Genomic DNA, 20,676 nt, shown 5'->3' on the forward strand with positions numbered 1-20,676 from the left:
GGCGGGATAAGGGTGTCGTCTACGGGTACGGGACGGAATCACGACGCCGCCGACCCCGGCTCCGCGCGGAACTCCCCGCCCGTCTGCCACCAGAACACCCCGACGACCAGCGCGGCGATTATCAGGAACGCGCCGACCGACTGCGGCCAGTCGTGGGCGTCCAGGTAGACCCGGTTGGGCACCATCACGACCGGAATCGCGAGTGTCGGCCAGAATCGGCGGTCGACCAGCGTCAGGTAGAGCGTCGGCATCAGCGCCATGGTGACGTGGCCCGAGAAGTTCCAGAACGGCGAGAGCGCGACGTAGGGAATCGTCGCGACGACGAGCGCCTGGAGGTAGCCCGGAACCAGCGCGCCCCAGTCGTAGCGGCGCCACACCAGCCACGTCGTCGCGGCGGTGAAGAGGACGCCGCCCGCGACCAGCGCGTCCACCTGCCACGCGTTGCCCTTGGTGACCTGATAGAGACCCTGGCCCGTGACGAGGACGTACGCCAGGGTCGGGACGAGCGAGAGGACGCCGGCACCGAGGAACGCGGCGAACCGCCGCCACAGCGCCGACCGGTCGGCGTCCTGGAGCGCCCACTCGTGGTGTATGGTGACGAGTGCCCCGACGCCGACCATCACGGCGGGGTGGAAGACGTAGGGGTAGAGCTCCATCGCCGTATCGAGCGCGTCCATGCGTGGGGCTACGGTCCCGGGCCGGAAAACCGCGGTGGCGACGGCGTCCGGGGTCACCGACGCCGTCGACCGTCGATGGCCCTGCTCCTCGTCCGGGGGCGACCGCTCCGGGCCCTGAGAAATCTATTTATCGAAGCGTCACAAAATGTAAGATATGAGTAACGACCACGTCACCAAGCCGGACCCGTCGGCGTTCGACGACATGCACCTGCTCTGGAAAGTGTTCTGGGTATTCGCCGGCGCGCTTCTGATTCTCTTCTGGGCGGCCGTACTGCTTGGCGGCCTGTGAGGGAGCCGTCACCGAATAAGTGGACTGCGAAGAAGAACCGACTGCGGTCGTCTCCGTCCTACAACTGCTCGCTGACCGCCGCGACCACGGCGTCGAGCGCCGCGTCGCGCTCGCCCGCGAGGAACTCGACGGCGCCGTCGCGGGTGCCCGTGGCCGAGATGCCCGCCTCCGGTGCCGCCTCGGCGGCGGCCGCCGCGACGTCGCGGGCGTTGACCCGGCCGTCGCTCCGGATGTGGATCTCGTCCTCGTCGACGCCGAGGGTGACGTGGTCGTCGCCCGGCGCGCCCGCGGCGCCGAGCTTCTGGCGGTGGATGGCGTCGAGCAGGAGCGCGGTCGGCGGGAAGTCGAACCGGTGGGTGAACGCCTCGGTGTCGAGGACGGTGAACGAGACGTCGTTCTCGCCCCGGATCGAGAGGTTCGGCTCGACGGTGTCGAGTTCGGTCTGGAGCTTCTCGCGGAACTGCTCGCCGACGTGCTCGGCGAGGTCGCGCTTCTCGTGCTCGAACAGCAGGTCGGTGATGAGCTCGCGCTTGTCCTCGTAGGACTGGTAGTACGCCTCAAGCGCGACCGCCTCGCGGAGCGCGGTGACGTGGTCCTCGTCGTAGTCGGCCTCGGCGGCGAGGTCGACGTACGCCTCGGGGGCGTCCTCCCAGTAGCTGACCGCCGGGAGGTGGGCGACGTCGTCGCGGGCGTCGGTGTTGACGTGGGCCGCGACGTTCGCGCCGAGGACGCCCGCGGTCAGGTCGGCCGCGTCGGCGTCTTCGAGGTAGGGGTTGACCGCCACGCCGGCGAGGTCGGCCACGCCCTCGTCGGGGTACGTCGCGTCGACGACGACCCGCGGGGCGTCGTAGATGTCCAGCAGCTCGAACCCGTCGGCGGACTCGGCGGTGCTACCGGCCGCGACGACGACGAACAGCGGGAGCTTCTCGTCGTGGCGCTCCCTGTTGTCGAGCATCGTCGTCACGTCCTTGGTCGCGTCGGCCATGTCGTAGTCACCGCCCTCGAGCGGCCGGCGGTCGAAGAAGTGGTACTCGGCGTCGCTCTTGGCGTGCTCGTCGCGGACCAGCGGCAGGACCGCGCGCTCGATGGCCGCGCCGGCGACGTAGCCCTCGGCGGTGGCGTTGTGCCGGACGATGACCGGCCGGGACTCCATGACCGCGCGCCGGACGGTCTCGGCGGCGTCCCGGATGCGGTCGTGGACCGCGGCGACAGACTCGTGGTCGGCCAGCAGCTCGACGTCGTCGGGACGGGCCTCGGCGCGGAGCGCGTCCTCCAGTCGGGTCTCGACGGTCTCGCGGTCCTCACCGGTCAGCTTCTCCAGCTCCTCGGTCTCGACCTGGAGCTCGTTGTGCCGGAGCTCGACCTCGCCGTCGAGCCGGACGTGATCGCCGGTCTCGACCTCGGGGTAGGCCCGGACGCCGGCCTCGACGAACGCGGCGCAGTCGACCGTCGCGGTCTCGTCGCGGACCTCGAACACGGTCGGGCCGCTGGTCTGGCGCGCGCCGACGACCTCGCCCTCGATGCGGACGTCCTCGCCCACGCGGTCGCTCAGACTCTGGATCTCGACGCGGACGGGGTCGGAGTCGGCGTCGCTGGCTTCGGACTCCGCGGCCGATTCGGCGTCGGTCGTCGAGCCCGTTCCGGTCGCCGAGTCGGATGCGGATGCGGAGCTTGACCCCGCTTCGGACTGCTGCGCGCTCGCAGATTCCGACTCTTGCTCGGCGGACGACTCGGACGCCGACTCGCTCGCGCGGTCGACCGTTCCCGCCCCGGCGCCGTCGGTGGTCGCCTGCTGGTCGTCGCTCTCGTCGCCCTCGTCGCCGTCGTCGAACTCCTCGGGGAGGACGGCACCCCGCTCGGGGTCGTCGACCAGCTTGCCGCGGAACTCGCGCTCGGACTGGCGGATCGACCAGCCGAGGTCGACGTTGCCGTTGTCGCGGACGCCGGTGACCTCGACGAACACCTCGTCGCCCTGGTCCCAGTCGAGCGAGTCGAGCCGCCGGTCGAGCTCGCTCTTGTGGAGCAGCCCGGTCACCCGGTCGCCGATGTTGACGAAGACGCCGAACTCGGCGAAGCCGTCGACCGTTCCCCTGTAGTACCGTCCCGACGTCAGTTGATTCGGATTGTTGCCTGTGAACTCGAAGAGGACGTCCTGCTCGTGGCTCTGGCAGATGGCGCCGTCGGCAGGAGTCCCGCAGATGATACACGAACCCATCTTATACGCGAGCAAAATAGCCCCGGCCTAAAACTGTTGTCGAAACTGACCCGGCTACTCGTCGGCGCCGCCGGGCTCGAACGCCTCGGCCCCCGGCAGGTCCGCGACGCCCTCGTGGACGCCGACGTACTCGGCGTCGTCGACCGCCCGCTCGAACTCCTCGACGCTCCGGTACTCCCGAATCGCCAGCACGTGGCCATCCTCGACCGCGAAGACGATCTCGTCGGTCCCGTCGTCGTGGCGGTACTGGTCGCCCTTCTGCGGCCCGGCGCGGTCGGCGGAATCGCTCCCGTCGTCAGGTGTCATCGATGGAGTGGCAACGCGGAGACCCTTGAAAGTGACCGGCGAGTCGCGTCCGACCGCGGCGAGCCTCTCGAGAACTCGAACGAGTACGACGAACTGCCGGGCGAGTCCGACCCCTACTCGAACACCGGGCTGTCGTCCTCCAGCGCCTCGATGTCGTCGGCGATGGCCCGGACCTGCTCGGGGAACAGCGCGACCTGCACCTCGTTGCCGTCGTCGTCCTCGCAGACGAGCTTCACGCGCTTGTCGCCGAACTCCCGCGCTTCCGCGGACTCGACGTCGAACAGTTTCGCGGTGCCGGACTTGTTCGAGGGCCCGACGTTCTTGATAGCGCCGTCCTTCAGTTCGACCATGAAGTCGTCGAGGATGAGGTTGAGCATTCGATGGGGGTTCGGCGTGTGGTGCCTTATAGGTGGGAGAGTCAGGCGTGGAGTGGAGGATTTCGTATAGTAACTGGCGATACATGACCGTAGCCGCTGGAAAGGACTTGGTGCTGGAGTCGACTGGCGAAAAGCAGAGGAGCTAGCTACTACCGTCACAAATGAGTTTCCGCACCTGCACCGCGACCGCGGGCCTCGTCCCTCCCCAGCCTCGACGGCCGCCTGAACGCGGCCGCCTCCCTCGCGCGGCGTGGCGGCTCACGAGGAGCCGCCAGCGCGCGCCGCGATGGAGATGGACAGAGAAATCGAGTGCTCGTGTAGAACTCAGCCGAGCGCGACGCAGAACTCCCAGCCGAATTCGACCACCCGGAAGCACACCTCGCTCGCCCGGACGACGACCATCTCGTCGAGCGCGGCCAGCCCCCTGAAGGCGTAGCCGAACACCAGCACCGCGGGGATCGCGCCCGCGACCAGCGCCCGGAGTGCGGAGGTGTCGTGGACCGTCCGGAGGCCGACGACGAACAGCGCCGCGCCGTAGACGGCGCAGGCGACTCGAAGCGTCGGAGACGGAACTCCGGCGAACACGCAGGGCGCGGTGGCGTAGGCGAGGGCCTGCACGGTCTCGCTGGTGCCCCCGCGGTCCGGCACGACCGCCATCAGGAGCACGGTCTGGAGCGCCGCGGTCAGGTGGAGCACCGCGGGCGCGACGAACAGCGCGGCCAGCGAGAGCGCGAACAGCGCCGAGAGCGCGGGCATGCCGCCGTACACCGGGGCCGCACCCGGAACGAGCGCGAAGCGAGTCGCCTCCTCGACGACGACCACCGCCACCGCGAACACGAGCCCCGGCGCCTGGTCGCCCGGCGCGACGCCGCGCTCGAAGAAGCGTCGGGGGTTGACGAGCACCTCGAACCACGCGCGGGCCACGGCGACGGGTCCGCGGTCGCGCCCGCCGGTGGGGTTCTCGACCCATTGGGTCACGCTCGACCCTCCTCGTCCCGCTGGGCCGCTGCCGTGCTCCCGGTCCGGGTCGGAGTCGGTTCATTCAGCACGGTCGGTTCACGAGTGGACTAGTCGGTCCGGAGAGTATGACAGTTCCGACATCGCGCCTCGTAGGACTCCTCGGCGCCCACGACGATGGTCGGGTCGTCGACGTGGGCTGGGTCGCCGTCGACGAACCGCTGGTTCCGGGTCGCGGGCTCGCCGCACTCCGCGCAGATGGCCTGGTACTTGTCGACGTACTCCGCCAGCGCGACGAGTCGCGGCAGTGGTTCGAAGGGCTCGCCCCGGAACGTCTGGTCGGTGCCCGAGACGATGACGCGCCGGTCGTCGGCCGCGAGGAACTCGCAGACCTCGACCAGGTCCTCGGAGAAGAAGTTGGCCTCGTCGACGGCGACGACCGCCTCGCCGTTGAGCGCCTCGGGGATGTCCCAGACGCCGTCCTCGGGGTCGACGACCGTCGCGTCCCACTGGCGGCCGTTGTGCGACCCCACGGTGGCCTCGCCGTAGCGGTCGTCCAGCGAGGGCTTGAACGCCGCGACGTCCTGGCCCGCGATCTCGGCCCGGCGGAGCCGTCGGAGCAGTTCCTCGGTCTTCCCGGAGAACATGCACCCCGTGATGACCTCGACCCACCCGCTGTTGGTTATCTTGTGCACGTCGATTGTGCGCTCAATCGAGGGAGAAAAGGGTTGCCGATTCGAGCCGCGGGCGCCGCGGTCGAGTGCGCGGCAGTCGGCGAGGCGAGCGCGCCACGGCGCGCAGACCGCGTTACAGGGTCGGCTCGGGCTCGGCGACCGGAACCGACGGCGTCGGGTCGCCGCGGTCCAGGATGTCGTCGACGATCTCGCCGAAGTCCGGCGCCTCGCGGTCGTCTCGCGGTTCGTCCGACGGGTAGTGCGGTACCACTGTCACGATCGGCCACCTCTTCGTCGCACACTAGCCGGTTCCAACGAAAAAGTAGTTACTATCGCTTTCACGCCGAGAGCCCCGCTAGGCTACGGAGCGTCGTTCGCTGGTCGACTCGGGAGCGCCTCGAGCTCGGCCGCGGCCGACTGCTTACTCCCCGCGCTCGCCGACCCGCACGAGCTGCTTGCCGACGTTCTCGCCCTCGAACAGGCCGAGGAAGGCGTCGGGCGCGCTCTCCAGCCCCTCGGTGACCGTCTCGCGGTACCGGATCTTGTCGGCCGCGACCCACTCGGCGAGCCGCCGGGTCGCCTGCTCGAACCGCGGCGCGAAGTCACCGACGAGGAACCCCTCGACCCGGGCCCGGGTCTCGATGAGCTTGCCGAGCTTCCGCGGTCCTGTGGGTAGCTCCTCGGCGTTGTACAGCGATATCTGGCCGCAGACCGCGACCCGGGCGTCGACGTTCAGCTTCGAGAAGACCGCGTCGGTGATGGGCCCGCCGACGTTGTCGAAGTAGCTGTCGACGCCGTCGGGCGCGGCCTCGTCGAGCGCCGCGCGGTAGTCGTCGGTCTCCTCGTAGTTGATGCCGGCGTCGAAGCCGAGGTCGTCTTCCAGGAACTCGACCTTCTCGTCCGAGCCGGCGAAGCCGACAACCCGGGCGCCCGAGCGTTTGGCTATCTGGCCAGCGACTGACCCGACCGCGCCGGCCGCGCCCGTGACGACGAACGTGTCGCCGGCCTTGGGTTCGGCGACCTCGCACGTGCCGAAGTAGGCGGTGCGGCCCGGCATCCCGAGCACGCCCAGCGCGGTCGAGACGGGGCCGAGGTCGGGGTCGACTTCTCGGAGGTCGGTCCCCGGCGCGGTCGCGTAGTCGGCCCACTCCAGATTGCCCGTCACTACGTCGCCCGCCTCGAAGCCGGCGCCGTTGGACTCGACGACTTCGCCGACCACGCCGGCCCGGAGCGGCTCGCCGACGTCCCAGGGCTCGGCGTACGACTCGCCGGCGTCCATCCGGCCGCGCATGTAGGGGTCGACCGAGAGGTAGAGCGTCCGGACCAGCGCCTCGCCCGGGCCCGGGTCGGGCGCGTCCTCCTCGACCAGTTCGAAGGTGTCGCGGTCGGGCGTGCCCTCGGGTCGCTTCGCCAGCAGGTACTTGCGGTTGGTCTCGGCCATACCCGTACCGAGGGCGACCGCGGGGAAGGAACCTGTGGTCGCGGCAGCGTCGGTCGGGAAGGCGCAAGTGGAAACGTCGGTGTCGTACCCGTCTCCGACTCACTCGGCGCCGATGTTCTCCTCGCTCTCGGGCGTCGGCGGACAGGGCTCGATGAAGGCGTAGTCGACCACCTCGCGGCCGAGCTCCAGCACGCGCTCCTCGAGCTTCTCGTCGGTGAACTCCCCGTCCCGGATGGCCGAGTGCGAGCGCGGGACCGCGGCCTGGTGGGGAAGCACCCACGCGTCGAGCGCCCGGCAGACCGACCGGAGGTGTTCGAGCGCCGTGATGGGGAAGGCCCCGCCGGACACGGCGAGCAGCCCCACGGTCGTGTGCTCGAACTCGTCGAACCCCGAGTAGTCTAGCGCGGTCTTCAGCACCGACGAGTACGACCCGTGGTACATCGGCGTCCCGAGCACGACCGCGTCGGCCTCCCGGAGCTCTCGGGTCAACTGGGGCGCGTCGCCCGCCTCGGCGTCGTCCCGGTCCGGGTCGTACGCCGGCAGGTCGTAGTCCCGCAGGTCGAGGAGGTCGGGCTCGCCGCCCCGCTCGGCGGCCCCGTCGAGCGCGCGCTCCAGCGCCGCCCGGGTGACGCTCTCGTCCCGGAGGCTCCCGCTGACCGCGACCACGTGGGGCGTCTCTGGCATGTCCGGTGCATCGGCCGCGAGCGACTAATAGACGGGGGAGCGGGAGAGAGACGACCACGGCAGTCTGTGGCAGCGGTCAGACACAACAGATTCGAGAGAGGATATTGGGATTCTGATACGTCCGCCGAACGAAAGGCGAAACCGACGGCAGGAGCGTCGGATAAGATTAGACACTTTTCATATAGATACGCGAGATGGGTAATTTCGGTCTGTCCGCCACACATCGGTACGGCCCGGTCGCGTGGACTATGGACCGGTGAATCCGCTATATGCGGTTCATAGCAGGCGATTTGAAGGGGAACGTCCATTCTCCGCTCGATGACGTTCGACACGTCAGAGAACGGGGGAGAGGTTTCGCGGAGAAAGTACCTCGCGGCTGTGGGGGCGGCCGGGAGTCTCGCGGTAAGTGGCACTGCGATGGCACGACAGGACGGGGGTAATCAGGGTCCCCTGCGGGTCGGGGGCTCCTCGACCGTGTACCCGATCACGAGCCAGGCCGGCTCGGTGTGGAACTCCAACCCGCCGGCCAGCGACGAGGAGTACTGGGGGCCGAGCCAATGGAGCATCGACACCGACGTGAACTACGCCGACTTCTGGGCCAGCCGCTACGGCTTCGAGTCGGGCGAGGGGGCGAGCCTGCCGTTCAACGTCACGGTCGGGCTGAGCCACTCCGGCACCGGGCTGGAGAAGCTCCGGAACGGAGTCCTCGACATCGGCGACGCGAGCGCGACGGTCGCCCAGGAGTTCCCCGACGCCGGCGAGGAGGAACTCGGTAGTTTCGTCGACCACGTCGTGGGGGTCGACGCCCAGCCGCTGGTCGTCAGCAGGGAGATCTACGACGCGGGCGTCACGGAGCTCACGCTCCGGCAGGTCCAGCAGATCTACCGCGGCGAGATCGCGAACTGGTCGGAGATACCCTCCTACGAGGGCGAGGACAGGGAGATCCAGGCCGTTGGACGCGCCGAGGGGTCGGGCACCGACACTTCCTTCCGCGCCAACGTCCTCGGCGGGCCGAACGCGCCGATGGAGGGCACCGACGTCCGACGGGGTCAGAACCAGCAGGTCCAGACGCTGGTCGCGCAGTCCGACAACGCCATCGCGTACATCGCGCTGGCGTTCGTCGACGAGCAGCGGGTCCCGCCGGTCGCGCTCACCATCGAGGGCACCACCTACGAGTACGGCAGGAACCTCGGCGCGCAGGACTACCCGCTCAACCGCGACCTCCACTGCTACACCTGGCAGGACACCTCGCCGAAGGAGGCCGCGTTCATCCTGACGATGCTCTCGGACCTGGGCCAGGAGCGGTACGTCGCCGCGAACAACTACGTGAAGCTGCCGACGGACCGACAGGAGGAGCAGGTCGCCAAGCTGCCCGAGCCCGAGCAGGGCTCCCCGCAGGACTACATCGGCGGGTCGGGTCAGACGACCGCCAGCGACGGTCAGGCGACCACGACCGCGGGCGCGGGCGGCAACGAGACCGAGACCGACACCCAGACGACGACCTCGCAGTAAGGTCCCCTGGCGCGGGCCGACAGGGACCGTCTTCTCGCCGGACCCGGCGGACATTATTTCCGCGCCGAGCGCCAACTCGGCGGCAATGGACACCATTCGGTCACCGCGACCCGCCGCCGACCCGCTTCGCGTCCTCCTCGCGGGGCCGGACTCGTGGCTCGGGACCGTCCGACCCGCGTTCGCCGAGTCCGACTCGTACACAGTTCGGACCGCCGGGACGGCCGACCGTGCGGTAGCGACGGCGACGGAGTCAGACGGCGGCGTCGACTGCGTCGTCGTCGCTCGGCAGATCGGCGAGACGACCGGGCTCGAACTGCTGTCGACGCTCCGGTCGAGCGGGGTCGACGTCCCGTTCGTCGTGGCGCCGACCGACGGCGGCGAATCGCTCGCGAGCGACGCCATCGCCGCCGGGGTCGCCGACTACCTCCCCGCCGACGCCGACCCGCCGGTCCTCCGGCGCCGGTGCCGCGAGGCGGTCGAGCGCCGCGCCGCGGAGCGCCGGCGGCGCGACAGGGCCGACCAGTTCGAGTCGCTGTTCGCCGCGCCCGACCGGTTCGTCGCGGTGCTCGACGCCGACGGGACCGTCGTCCGGGCCAGCGAGGCCGCGCTCGACTACCTGGGCGCCGAGGAGGACGCGGTCCTCGGCAAGCGGTTCTGGGGGCTCCCGTGGACCGACGACGAGACCAGGCCGCTCCAGCGGGCCGTCGGGCGGGCCCGCCGGGGCGAGTACGCCGACTTCGAGGCCGGCCTCCCGAACGGGGACGACGAGCGCCGGTTCGAGTTCGCGGTCCGCCCGGTCACCGACGACGCCGGCGAGGTCGTCCGCATCGTCGCGGAGGGCCGCGAGGTCGCCGAGCGCGTCCGGCTGGAGGAGGAGCTCCGGCGGTCCGAGGAGCTCCACCGGGTCACGCTCAACAACATGACCGACACCGTCCTCGTGACCGACGACGAGGGCGCGTTCACCTACGTCTGCCCGAACGTCCACTTCATCTTCGGCTACAGCGCCGAGGAGATCTACGACCTGGGCACCATCGACGCGCTGCTCGGCGAGGGCCTGTTCGACCGCGACCGGCTCGACGACCGGGGCGTGCTGACCAACGTCGAGTGCACCGCGACAGACAAGGAGGGCCGCGAGCACACCCTGCTGGTCAACGTCCGGCGGGTCTCCATCCAGGGCGGCACGACCCTCTTCAGCTGCCGGGACATCACCAAGCGCAAGCAGCGCGAGCGGGCGCTCACCCAGCTCCACCGGACGAGCCGGGACCTGCTCTACGCCGAGACCGGGTCCGAGATCGCCGACCGGGTCGCGTCGGACGCGGCCGCGGTGCTCCCGTCGGCCGCCGCGGCGGTCTACCGGTTCGACCGCGACCGGAACGCCCTCTATCCCGCGGCGGTCACGGACGAACTGGAAGCGAGACTCGGGACGCCGCCCGACCTGCGCCTCGACCGCGACACGGCGGTCGGCCGGGCGTTCATCGACGGCGAGACGCGGACCCGGGCGGACGGCCCGGACGATTCCGCCGACCGTAGCGACCGGCCCACGGGGAGCGAGTTCCTCTCGGCGCTCGGCGACTACGTCGCGGTCCCGCTGGGCGACCACGGCGTCTTCATCGCGGTCGCGACCGACGACGACAGCTTCGACGAGGTCGGCGAGGAGGTCGCCGAGCTGCTGGCGGCGACGACCGAGGCGGCGTTCGACCGGGTGGCCCGCGAGTCCGAGCTCCGCGAGCGCGACCGGGAGCTCCAGGCCCGGAACCGCCGGCTGACCCAACTCAACCGGGTGAACGAGTTCATCCGGGAGATCGACCAGGCGCTGGTGAGCGCGGAGTCCCGCGAGCGGATCGAGACCGCGGTCTGCGAGCGGCTGACCGCCGACGACCGGTTCGCGTTCGCCTGGATCGGCGAGACCGCGGGGTCGGGTCGGACCCTCCGGCCGCGGGCGTGGGCGGGCGACGACCGGGGCTACCTCGACGCCGTGGCGCTCGGGCCCGAGGCCGACGCCGAGACCGCGGAGCCCAGCGTCCGGGCGGCCCGGGAGCGCGAGGCGGCGCTCGTCTCGAACGTCGCCGACCGGCTCCGGGCCGACCCGTGGTGCCAGGAGGCGGTGTCGCGGGAGTTCCAGTCGGTGCTGTCGATTCCGCTGGCGTACGACGGCGTGCTGTTCGGGACCCTGAGCGTCTACGCCGACAGCCCCGACGCCTTCGACGAGATGGTCCGGTCGGTGCTGTGCGAACTCGGCGACACGGTCGCGTCGGCCATCAACGCGGTCCAGCGCAAGGAGGCACTCGAGAGCGACGCGGTCGTCGAACTCGAGTACCGGAGCGCCGACGCGGGCGACGTCCTCCACCGGCTCGCCCGCGAGACCGGCGCCTCGCTGGCGGTGGCGGGCGACGTGGTCCGGGACGACGACACGACACTCGTCTTCGCGACCGTCGCCACTGGCGACCCCGCCGACGGGGTCGGAGACGGCGACTCGGAGGGGACCGGCCGCAGCCGACTCGACGCCGTGGTCGCGACCGCGGAGGAACTCGTGGACGTCGCGGGCGCGGAGGTGATCCGCGAGTCCGACGACGGCGGCCTCGTCGGGCTCCGGCTCCGCGGCGACTTCGTCGCGACCGTGCTGGCGGACCACGGCGCGGCGCTCGACCGGATGCGGGCGACCCCCGACGGCCTCTCGCTGACCCTGGTCGCGCCCCGGTCGGTCGGCACCCGGGCGATAGACGAGGTCGTCTCGAACGCGTACGACGACGCCGAACTTGTCGCCCAGCGCGAGCGGACCCGGCCGACGGACGCGACCCGGCCGTCCGACCGGTTCCGCGACGACCTGACCGAGCGCCAGCTCGAGGTCGCCCAGACGGCGTACCACGCCGGCTTTTTCGACGCCGACCGGGACGTGACCGGCCGGGACGTGGCGTCGATGCTCGACGTCTCCCACACCGCGTTCTACGACCACGTCCGCCGGGTCCAGCGGAAGCTGTTCGCGTCGCTGTTCGAGGGCCGGCCGCGACCCGCCGAGGTTGAATAGTAAACATCGTCGGGGCGCCGCACGGTTTACTATTCAACACAACCACCCATGACGCCGCGCCGCTTTAGCAATTTTTACCGGATGACTCACAGAGACGTCGAGTACGAATCGGACGCCGACAGCGAGTACGAGTGCATGGCGTGCGGCGCCATCGCGCGGGCGGCCAGCCACCCCGGGACCTGCGCCGACTGCGGGAACGCGATGCGGAACCGGCGGATGCCCTACGAGTAACTCGGTTTCAGTACTCATGGCCACCAACACGCTCGGAGACGAGGACGCGGACGACTACGCGGAGACCGAATCGGCGCTCGAGACCGCCCTGCGACAGCTCTCGGCGGCGGCCGCCCACGTCGACGTCGACGAGGGCGTCATCGAACGCCTGAAGCACCCGACCCGGGTCGTTGAGGTCGGGGTGCCGCTGAAGCGCGACGACGGCACCGTCGAGGTGTTCACGGGCTACCGCGCCCAACACGACGACGTTCGGGGCCCCTACAAGGGCGGCCTGCGCTTCCACCCGGAGGTGACCGCCGAGGAGTGCGTGGGCCTGTCGATGTGGATGACCTGGAAGTGCGCCGTGATGGACCTCCCGTTCGGCGGCGGGAAAGGGGGCGTGGTCGTAAATCCGAAGGGGCTCAGCACCGGCGAGAAGGAGCGGCTCACCCGCCGGTTCGCCGAGGAGATCCGCGACACCATCGGGCCGAAGCGCGACATCCCGGCGCCGGACATGGGGACCGACGCCCAGACGATGGCGTGGTTCATGGACGCCTACTCGATGCAGGAGGGCGAGACGACCCCCGGCGTCGTCACCGGCAAGCCGCCGGTCATCGGCGGCAGCGAGGGCCGCGAGGAGGCGCCCGGCCGGTCGGTCGCCATCATCGCCCGGGAGGCCGTGCGGTACTACGGCAAGGACGTCGACGAGTCCACGGTGGCGGTCCAGGGGTTCGGCAGCGTCGGCGCGAACGCCGCCCGCCTGCTCGACGACTGGGGCGCCGACGTGGTCGCGGTCAGCGACGTCAACGGGGCGGCCTACGACATCGGCGGTCTCGACACCCACGCGGTGCCCTCCCACGAGGAGGAGCCCGAGGCCGTGATGACCTACGACGCGCCGAACACGCTCACGAACGAGGAGGTGCTGGAGCTCGACGTGGACGTGCTGGTCCCGGCCGCCGTCGGCAACGTCATCACCGCCGACAACGCCGACGACGTGCAGGCCGACATCGTGGTCGAGGGCGCCAACGGGCCGACGACGTCGGCGGCCGACACCGTGCTCGAAGAGCGCGGAGTCCCCGTGATCCCGGACATCCTGGCGAACGCGGGCGGGGTGACGGTGTCGTACTTCGAGTGGCTCCAGGACATCAACCGCCGGCAGTGGTCGCTCGAGCGCGTCAACGACGAGCTCGAATCACACATGCTCTCGGCCTGGGACGACGTCCGGACCGAGGTCGAGGCCCGCGACATCAGCTGGCGCGACGCGGCCTACGTCGTCGCGCTCGAACGCGTCGGCGAGGCCAAGTCCAGCAGAGGGCTCTGGCCGTAGATCCGGAATGACGATAGAGTAGGACCGTTCAGCGTCGAGTCAGTCGGCGTCGAACTGAACGTCGTGGAGCGAGCGTCGGAGACGGCGGGCGCATCGGGTTCGCTCCACCGTGGAGTTTGCTTGCTCGGCCGAAGCCGATGCGCCGGGTCAGGGGCGGGAATGCGGTCGGACGAGAGCGCGGTCAGTTCGATTTTCCGAGGCTCGTCACGCGACCCGCGAACAGCGGCGTCTCGGTCGGCCTGTCGCGGATGTAGAACAGGAACGGCCGGTCGACGGTCATCTCCGCCTGTCTGGCCGGCGCGCTCTCGGCGATGATGGCAGCCGTCGCGGCCGCGGCCTCGGTGCCGCGCTCGTCGACGGTCACGAAGCTCTGGTGGACGACGTCGTCGAGGTACAGGCCGCCCTCGCCCTCGACCATCCCGGCGAAGTCGGCGTTCCCGGAGAACGCCGCCTCGACGCCGAGCGCCCGGAGCGCCTCGACCAGGCTGAACGCCGACTCGACCTCGAACTTCGGGAGCGCGAGGTCGACCAGCGCGGCCTCGGCCCGGTCGAGCATGATGGCCAGGCGGTCGACCGTCAGCGCCTCCTCGAACGCCTCGAACTCCCCTTCCGCGGGGAGGACGACGACCATGCTGGTCTGCTCGTTGGCGTAGGGGAGCTCCACGAGCTGGTGGCCGCCGACCGCGGCGTAGCTGGTCTCGATCGACCGGTGCATCGTCGGCACCTCGACCGTCGTCCCGTCGAGCGCGGTGAACGGCCGGGGTTCGGTCTGCTCCTCGGAGAAGGGGACGCGCCAGCGCGCCGAGAAGTAGACGGCGTTCGTCAGCACCAGGCGGGTCGTCGCGTCGATGGAGTCCCGCGGCAGCAGGTCCTCGATGCGGTCGTTCGTGTGCTCGGCGACCCACGCGTTGATGCGCTTCCGGGCGTCCTCGGGGGCGCCCGAGAAGTCCGCGAGCTGCAGGCCCGCCCGGTAGTAGGCGTCGAGCAGGTCGAGGTACGCCTCCCGGAAGGGGTAGCCCTCCTGGCCCCACGCCGAGTTGGCAGTGGTGAGTTCGAAGGCCGGCCCGGCGTCCTTCTCCCGCTCGGTCATCACGCGCCCGCTGGCATCCTCGCCGTCGGCGTTACGGCGCTCGAATTCGGCCGCCAGCGCCGCGAACGCCGCGTGGAGATTCTCGCCGTCGAGTTCGTAGCCGAGCGCGTCTGCCATCTGCGTCCGCGTCTCGCCCCGCGCCCCGGCGTAGGTCATCGCCATCGCGACCGAGACGCTGTACGGCGAGACGAACAGATTGGCCGCGTCCTGCTGCTCGCGCAGCACGCCGAGCAGGTCGAGCGCGAACCCGACGTTGCCCCGGAGCTGGTCGGCGAGCAGGTCGGCGGAGAGGTCGGGGTCGGTGACGAAGTCGACCCGCGGGAACGGCGGGGCGTCGAGGTCGTCGAAGCCGGGAGCGTCCGCCGCGGTCGTCTCGTCGCCCGGCGGATCTTCGGGGGTCGGGGTGTCCCCGCTTCCGGGACTGGTCGACGTTCCGGTCGTCTCGGGGTCGTCGCTGCCCGTACAGCCGGCGAGCCCCGCGAGGAGGGCGCCGGTCAGCGCGAGCGTCTCGCGGCGTCGGAGGGTCATACTCCGCCGTACCACCCTGCGTTGTAAACGTCTTCTGTAGGGTGAAGGGAGCGCTTCAGTCACCCGCGACCGAGTCACTCCGATCCACCGGTCGGCCGACGGCCCGAACGACCGGGACGTTTTATCGTTCGGCGTCGACTCTCCCGAGTATGGAGCCGGAATCGTTCTTCCACGTCGCGGTGAAGACCGACGACCTCGACGCGAGCGAGGCGTTCTACCGGGAACACTTCGACGCCGAGGTGGTCGAGCGAGGCAGCGCCGACGACGGCGAGGGCGCGACGGCCGTCGACCACGTCGCGCTGGACGTCGCGGACAGACTGGTGTACCTGTTCGGCGAGGCACCCTACGAGGCGGCCGGCCTGGTCGACTCCGTTCCGACCGGCTTCCTTCACTTCGGCTACGTCGTCGCGGACGTCGACGCCGCCCACGAGCGGTTGACGGCCGCCGGCGTCGAGTTCGTCATGGAGCCGACGACGTTCGGCGACCTGAAGATCGCGTTCCTCACCGACCCTACCGGCGTCCGAATCGAACTGATAGAACACCTTCAGTGAGGCGGACGCAGCGGGAACCGGTCTCACGGCGTCTCGCGCTCACGTCTCCCAGTTGTCGAGCGCGTCGAGGAATATCTCGCGGACGTCCGCCTCGGTTACGGGGCGAGGGTTGGTCCGCAGGAGGCGCTCCTGGGTCTCGACGGTCTGTGTCGCGAGCCAGTCGACCTCGTCCTCGGTGACGCCCGCCAGCTCGTGGAGCCCGCTCGGCAGGACGTTGAGGTCCCGCTGGAGCTGAATGTACTGTTCCTTGAGCGCGTCGGCGGCCTCCCGGTCCGACTTGCCGGTCGTGTCCACGCCGAACAGTTCGGCGAGGTCGGCGAACCGGCCGGGGTCGCTCGCGGCGTTGTAATCGATGGTGCTGGCGGGCGTGAGCACCGCGATGGTCTCGCCGTGGTTCGTGTGGTAGCGGTTGCCGACCGGGTACGCCATCGCGTGGCAGAGGCTCGCGCCCGCGGTGAGCCCGGCGATGGCGCCGAACAGCGCGCCCTGGAGCATGTTCTCGCGCGCTTCGAGGTCGTCGCCGTTGTGGACCGCCCGCCGGACGTTCGACGAGAGCAGGTCGATGGCCTTCTCGGAGAACATCTCGGTCAGCGGCGTCCGGCCGGCGTACACCGGGCGCTCGGCCGGGTCGGTCGGCCGGAGCAGCGAGTCGTACTCGTGGGTGGTGTACCCCTCCATCGCGTGGCCGAGCGCGTCCATCGCGGTCTTCGCCGTGAGGTCCGGCGGGAGCGTCGTCGTCAGCGTCGGGTCCAGCACCGCGGCGTCGGCCCGGACGTGGTTGCTCGAGATGCCCTCCTTGATCTCCTTCTCGGGGACCGAGAGGATGGCGACCGGCGAGATCTCGGCGCCGGTCCCCGCGGTCGTCGGCAGCAGCACCAGCGGCGGCCCGGACTCCGCCAGGCGTTCGCCCGCGCCGGTGGGCTCGGCGACGTAGTCGAGCGGGCTCCCTCCGTTGGCGACCACCGCCCGGGTCACCTTCGCGGTGTCCATGCAGCTCCCGCCGCCGAGGCCGACGTAGAAGTCGTAGCCGTCCGCGCCCGCCTCGTCGCGGACGAACGCGATGCAGTCCTCGGCCGCCTCGACCGAGGGCTCGCGCTCGGACTCGTCGTAGACGTCGACCGCGAACCCGGCGTCCGCGAGGTGGCTTTCGACCCGGCCGGCGTGGCCGAGGTCGACGAGGTTCGCGTCGGTCACGACCAGCCCCCGGGCGTCGTCGCCGACGCCGAGGTCCCGGAGTTGGAAGCCAAGCTCGTCGGCCGCGTTCCGGCCGAACCGTATCTCGGGCATCCGGATGCTCCAGACGGTCTCCGGCGCGGGGTCGCGGGTCGGCGCCGACACCGAGCGGTCGTAGCTCATCGGGGACCCCCGGCCGGGTCGCGTCTGCTTCGGCGACCAGTGCCACTCTCTGTCAAACTGGCCATGGCGGGTACTCGATACGCACCGGTATCAACGTTGTGAACGTGTAGACTTCTCTACGTTCTATCACCGGCGAAGCCGCGCGACCGTCTCCCCGCCCTGCTCGGTCACGTCCACGAGACCGTCGTCTGCGAGGTCGCCGAGGAGACCCTCCAGCCACTCGCGGCCGTACTCACCGTCGGGCGCGTAGTCGACCCGAATCCGGGGGCCGAGCTTCGACAGCGGGAGCTCGTCGTACTCCTTCAGCGTCGAGACGACCCGGCCCCGGAACTGGCGCCTGCTCCCCTCGAAGCTCGGCTGGGTGGGGACGTCCGGCGCGGTGAAGTCGCCGGTCTCGTAGGCGTGACACCACTCGCGCCACGGACACCCGGCCGAGTCGCACTTCGGGGTCTGCTCGCAGGCGACGCCCCCTAATTCCATGACGGCGTTGTTCCAGACCCGCGACTCGCCCGCGGGCATCGCCTCGCGCGCGGCGGCCTCGAACGCGGCGTCGTCGTCGGGCACGTCGAACGCGCGGTGGAGGACGCGCTTGACGTTGGTGTCGACAACCGCGTCCCCGTTGTTGAACGCGAAGGAGGCGACAGCGTTGGCAGTGTAGGGTCCGACGCCCATCAGTTCCTGGAGTTCGTCGGGGGACTCGGGGAACTCCCCGTCGTACTCCTCGACCACCTGCCCGGCGGCCTCGTGGAGGTACTTCGCGCGGTTGTTGTAGCCGAGGCTGTGGTCGGTCCAGAACCCCACCACGTCGGCCCGGTCGGCCGCCGCCAGGTCCGCGGTCGTCGGCCACCGGTCGAGGAACGCCTCCCAGGCCTCGACGACCCGGCCGAGCTGGGTCTGCTGGCTCATGACCTCCGAGACCAGGATCTCGTAGGCGTCGTCGGTCTCGCGCCACGGGAACTGCCGGTGGTCGGCCTCGTACCACGAGACCAGCGCCTCGCGGACCGCCGGGAGGTCGTCGGGGAGGGCGTAGTCGGCTCCGTCCGGTTCGGCGTCGCTCATCGACGTTCGGTAGGGACGACGCCGGTAAAGGGCCAGTGGTTCGAGTCGCCGTGGCCCGCCGCTCGCGCGGCGTCGCCGGGCTCGGCCGGCGATTACCGGAGCGCCCGGTCGCGGACCGCGCTGGCCTCCTCGCTCAGTTCCCCGGCCGCATCGGACGCCCGGTACGTGTCCCTGCCCGCCGCGCTGTTGGCCGGGCAGGTCTGGGTCAGGCCGGTGACGGTGAGGACGGCGCCGACCAGGAAGGCACCCGCCGCGACCGACCTGCGGAGTCGCAAGGCCCCGCGGAACGAGCCGATCGACAGCACGAGCAGCAGCGGTCCGAGCGTGATGCGAATCCCCTCGTCGAGTCCGCCGACGTTCTTTTGCATGGGTCCTCGACCACGGGACGACGCCGGACCACTTCAAGGTAGGGTGGGCAGGCGGGCGGGGCTGGGGTCGTCGGTCTCCGCGCAGCACCGGTCCCCGCCACTGGGTGTCGAAAGGCGTTTCCGCCCCGGGGCCGACTCTCGGGGCATGAGCCTCGACGACCTGCAGGACGAACTCGACGGCGAGGACGACGCCCTCGGCGACGAGGTGGCGGTGTCGCTCGACCGAGAGACCCGCAACGAGCTCGCGATGCTGAGCGCCGCGTTCGACCCGGACGAGACCGACGAACTGCTGCGGCGGGCGGTCCACATGCTGTTCCAGACCGCGGTCGAGACCGGCAACCTCGACTTCCACCTCCGGAGCGAGTACGACGTCACCTACGACGAGTACCTCTCGGGGATGACCTACGACGAGATGACCGGCGGCGGACAGCAGTTCCCCCAGCAACAGCAGAACGACGACCGGCGCTACCAGTTCTGAGGCGGCGCGGCAGTCCCGGAGTCCCGACAGTGCCGACACCGAAGGGACAGACCCAAATCCTCGCCGCGAGAACCTCCGCCGAGCCGAGCCCACGCATGCCACGCTACGAGGGCGTCCACGCCCACCCCGACGGCGACAGCACCGCGGCGCGGTTCGCGGCGACCGCCGCCGAGTACGAGTTCGACGGCGTCGTCGTTCGCAACCACAGCGACGCGACCGCCGGCCTCGACGAGGCGGACCGCGAGCGCATCGCCGACGAGTACGGCGTGGACGTGGTCGACGCCATCGAGATCCGGGCCGACGACCCCGATGTGGCGTCGGGCCACGTCGGCAACTACCGGCCAAAACACGCGATCCTGGCGCTCCACGGCGGGACGAACGCGCTCAACCGGTTCGCGGTGGAGTCCGACCGGGTCGACGTGCTGGCCCACCCGATGGCCGGCCGGGGCGACTTCAACCACGTGCTCGCGAAGGCCGCGGCCGACCACGGGACCCGCGTGGAGTTCGACCTCTCGCGGGTGCTCCGGGACGACGGCGGCCCGCGGGTGCAAGCGCTCCAGGACCTCCGGAAGCTCCGCGAGCTGGTCGAGAAGTACGAGGTGCCCTACGTCGTCAGCGCGAACCCGACCAGTCACCTCCAGGTGCGGGCGCCACGGGAACTCGCCGCGGTGGGGGAAGCGATCGGCTTCTCGAAGGACCAGATTCGGACCGGACTCGCCGAGTGGGCCGCCCTCGCCGAGCGCAACCGCGAGCGGATGTCCGACGACTTCATAGCGCCGGGGGTCAAACGCGGCAGGCATGAAGAAGACGCTTGAGGAGCACGCCGCCCGCTTCGACGACGTCGCCGGCGAGTACGACGACAGCCAGAATGACACCGAGGAGTACCGCGCCTGCGTGTCGCTGGTGGTCGAACACGCAGACCCCGACGGAGACGAGACCGTGGCGGACCTCGGCACCGGCACGGGCGCCATCGCGCTGGCGCTGGCCGACCAGGCCGGCGAGGTCGTCGGCCGCGACATCAGCGAGGGGATGATGGAGCGGGCCCGCGAGAAGGCCGAGGCCCAGGGCATCGACAACGTGGAGTTCGGCGAGGGCCGCTTCCGGGAGCCCGACGTCGACTCGGCCGACGTCGTGGTCTCGAACTTCGCGATGCACCACCTCGCCGACGCGGAGAAGCGCGAGGCCATCGAGGCCATCGCCGAGCTGGGGCCGCGGAAGTTCGTGCTCGGCGACGTGATGTTCTTCGGCGAGCCCGACCCCGACGAGCCGTTCTACAGCCCGGAGGTCGACGACCCCTCGACGGTCGGCCACCTCGCGGACGCGCTGACCGACGCCGGATTCGCGCTGACCGCGGTCGAGCGCGTCCACGACCAGGTCGGGGTGCTGGTGGCCGAGCGCGGCGCCGAGTGACGGCCCGACGGCGGTCGTCAGGTGGACGTGTTACGACCACCGACGGCAGTTTCTGAGCCGAGATATTGCTTCTATAACGCAATAATACCCGACGGAGCCCTGCGGATCGAGGACTGTGGAAGGCTCTCTCTAGGAACACTGT

At 70.4% G+C, this 20,676-nt stretch carries 22 protein-coding genes; 9 read left to right on the forward strand and 13 right to left on the reverse strand.

Annotation, left to right across the window (positions count from 1 at the left end; genetic code table 11):
- Positions 1-38: 38 nt before the first annotated feature.
- Positions 39-677: a phosphoesterase gene (locus tag DVR07_RS09725; protein ID WP_115796806.1), complete on the reverse strand. Its 639-nt coding sequence runs from the start codon at positions 675-677 to the stop codon at positions 39-41.
- A gap of 154 nt (positions 678-831) precedes the next feature.
- Between DVR07_RS09725 and DVR07_RS22505 the strand changes: the two genes are divergently transcribed.
- Positions 832-966, forward strand: coding sequence for a hypothetical protein (locus DVR07_RS22505; RefSeq protein ID WP_255457514.1), 135 nt, complete (start codon positions 832-834; stop codon positions 964-966).
- 58 nt (positions 967-1,024) lie between these two features.
- Here DVR07_RS22505 and DVR07_RS09730 read toward each other — a convergent pair whose 3' ends face one another.
- The 8 genes from DVR07_RS09730 to DVR07_RS09760 form a co-directional block, all read right to left on the reverse strand.
- The gene (locus DVR07_RS09730; protein ID WP_115796808.1) at positions 1,025-3,181 is read right to left on the reverse strand and encodes a DHH family phosphoesterase; all 2,157 of its coding nucleotides are present in this window, start codon (positions 3,179-3,181) and stop codon (positions 1,025-1,027) included.
- A 54-nt stretch (positions 3,182-3,235) separates the two neighbouring features.
- Positions 3,236-3,487 (reverse strand): hypothetical protein, encoded by a 252-nt coding sequence (locus tag DVR07_RS09735; protein WP_115796811.1) that lies wholly within the window; start codon positions 3,485-3,487, stop codon positions 3,236-3,238.
- 113 nt (positions 3,488-3,600) lie between these two features.
- Positions 3,601-3,864: a hypothetical protein gene (locus DVR07_RS09740; RefSeq protein WP_115796813.1), complete on the reverse strand. Its 264-nt coding sequence runs from the start codon at positions 3,862-3,864 to the stop codon at positions 3,601-3,603.
- A 324-nt stretch (positions 3,865-4,188) separates the two neighbouring features.
- Positions 4,189-4,842 carry a YIP1 family protein gene (locus DVR07_RS09745; protein ID WP_115796814.1) on the reverse strand — a complete coding sequence of 218 codons (654 nt, stop codon included), beginning with the start codon at positions 4,840-4,842 and terminating at the stop codon, positions 4,189-4,191.
- A gap of 89 nt (positions 4,843-4,931) precedes the next feature.
- A complete protein-coding gene (locus DVR07_RS09750; protein ID WP_115796816.1) occupies positions 4,932-5,516 on the reverse strand; it encodes a thymidine kinase in 585 nt (194 codons plus the stop codon).
- Positions 5,517-5,628: 112 nt separating this feature from the next.
- Complete coding sequence (locus DVR07_RS21495; RefSeq protein ID WP_162829502.1) at positions 5,629-5,772, reverse strand: hypothetical protein; 144 nt, start codon at positions 5,770-5,772, stop codon at positions 5,629-5,631.
- Positions 5,773-5,916: 144 nt separating this feature from the next.
- Positions 5,917-6,936, reverse strand: a complete 1,020-nt coding sequence (locus DVR07_RS09755) for an NADP-dependent oxidoreductase (RefSeq protein WP_115796818.1) — start codon at positions 6,934-6,936, stop codon at positions 5,917-5,919.
- Positions 6,937-7,035: 99 nt separating this feature from the next.
- Positions 7,036-7,620, reverse strand: a complete 585-nt coding sequence (locus DVR07_RS09760) for an NADPH-dependent FMN reductase (RefSeq protein WP_115796820.1) — start codon at positions 7,618-7,620, stop codon at positions 7,036-7,038.
- Positions 7,621-7,938: 318 nt separating this feature from the next.
- Here DVR07_RS09760 and DVR07_RS09765 point away from each other — a divergent pair, with 318 nt between their 5' ends.
- The 4 genes from DVR07_RS09765 to gdhB all read left to right on the forward strand — a co-directional run bounded on the left by DVR07_RS09765 (position 7,939) and on the right by gdhB (position 13,694).
- The gene (locus DVR07_RS09765) at positions 7,939-9,132 is read left to right on the forward strand and encodes a PstS family phosphate ABC transporter substrate-binding protein (protein WP_115796822.1); all 1,194 of its coding nucleotides are present in this window, start codon (positions 7,939-7,941) and stop codon (positions 9,130-9,132) included.
- Positions 9,133-9,217: 85 nt separating this feature from the next.
- The gene (locus DVR07_RS09770; protein ID WP_115796824.1) at positions 9,218-12,157 is read left to right on the forward strand and encodes a bacterio-opsin activator domain-containing protein; all 2,940 of its coding nucleotides are present in this window, start codon (positions 9,218-9,220) and stop codon (positions 12,155-12,157) included.
- An 81-nt stretch (positions 12,158-12,238) separates the two neighbouring features.
- On the forward strand, positions 12,239-12,388 hold the full coding sequence (locus DVR07_RS09775) for a rubrerythrin-like domain-containing protein (RefSeq protein WP_115796826.1): 150 nt from the start codon (positions 12,239-12,241) through the stop codon (positions 12,386-12,388).
- A gap of 16 nt (positions 12,389-12,404) precedes the next feature.
- Complete coding sequence (gene gdhB / locus DVR07_RS09780; protein ID WP_115796828.1) at positions 12,405-13,694, forward strand: glutamate dehydrogenase GdhB; 1,290 nt, start codon at positions 12,405-12,407, stop codon at positions 13,692-13,694.
- A gap of 181 nt (positions 13,695-13,875) precedes the next feature.
- On the opposite strand, the gene DVR07_RS09785 is transcribed toward gdhB, so the two are convergent.
- The gene (locus tag DVR07_RS09785) at positions 13,876-15,312 is read right to left on the reverse strand and encodes a serpin family protein (protein WP_115796830.1); all 1,437 of its coding nucleotides are present in this window, start codon (positions 15,310-15,312) and stop codon (positions 13,876-13,878) included.
- 149 nt (positions 15,313-15,461) lie between these two features.
- On the opposite strand from DVR07_RS09785, the gene DVR07_RS09790 reads away from it, so the two are divergent.
- Entirely contained in the window at positions 15,462-15,863 is a 402-nt protein-coding gene (locus DVR07_RS09790; RefSeq protein ID WP_115796833.1) for a VOC family protein, read from the forward strand.
- A 39-nt stretch (positions 15,864-15,902) separates the two neighbouring features.
- Here DVR07_RS09790 and DVR07_RS09795 read toward each other — a convergent pair whose 3' ends face one another.
- The 3 genes from DVR07_RS09795 to DVR07_RS09805 form a co-directional block, all read right to left on the reverse strand.
- Positions 15,903-17,219 carry a hydroxyacid-oxoacid transhydrogenase gene (locus DVR07_RS09795; protein ID WP_115796835.1) on the reverse strand — a complete coding sequence of 439 codons (1,317 nt, stop codon included), beginning with the start codon at positions 17,217-17,219 and terminating at the stop codon, positions 15,903-15,905.
- A gap of 126 nt (positions 17,220-17,345) precedes the next feature.
- Entirely contained in the window at positions 17,346-18,278 is a 933-nt protein-coding gene (locus DVR07_RS09800; protein ID WP_115796838.1) for an A/G-specific adenine glycosylase, read from the reverse strand.
- A 92-nt stretch (positions 18,279-18,370) separates the two neighbouring features.
- On the reverse strand, positions 18,371-18,646 hold the full coding sequence (locus DVR07_RS09805; RefSeq protein WP_115796840.1) for a YgaP family membrane protein: 276 nt from the start codon (positions 18,644-18,646) through the stop codon (positions 18,371-18,373).
- Positions 18,647-18,791: 145 nt separating this feature from the next.
- Here DVR07_RS09805 and DVR07_RS09810 point away from each other — a divergent pair, with 145 nt between their 5' ends.
- From DVR07_RS09810 to DVR07_RS09820, 3 genes are all read left to right on the forward strand, one after another.
- Complete coding sequence (locus DVR07_RS09810) at positions 18,792-19,124, forward strand: hypothetical protein (protein WP_115796842.1); 333 nt, start codon at positions 18,792-18,794, stop codon at positions 19,122-19,124.
- A gap of 95 nt (positions 19,125-19,219) precedes the next feature.
- On the forward strand, positions 19,220-19,939 hold the full coding sequence (locus DVR07_RS09815) for an RNase P subunit p30 family protein (protein ID WP_115796844.1): 720 nt from the start codon (positions 19,220-19,222) through the stop codon (positions 19,937-19,939).
- On the forward strand, positions 19,923-20,534 hold the full coding sequence (locus tag DVR07_RS09820; RefSeq protein WP_115796846.1) for a class I SAM-dependent methyltransferase: 612 nt from the start codon (positions 19,923-19,925) through the stop codon (positions 20,532-20,534). Before DVR07_RS09815 ends, DVR07_RS09820 begins: the two co-directional genes overlap by 17 nt.
- The last annotated feature ends 142 nt before the right edge of the window (positions 20,535-20,676 follow it).

The organism is Halorussus rarus, assembly GCF_003369835.1.
Classification (GTDB): Archaea; Halobacteriota; Halobacteria; order Halobacteriales; family Haladaptataceae; genus Halorussus; species Halorussus rarus.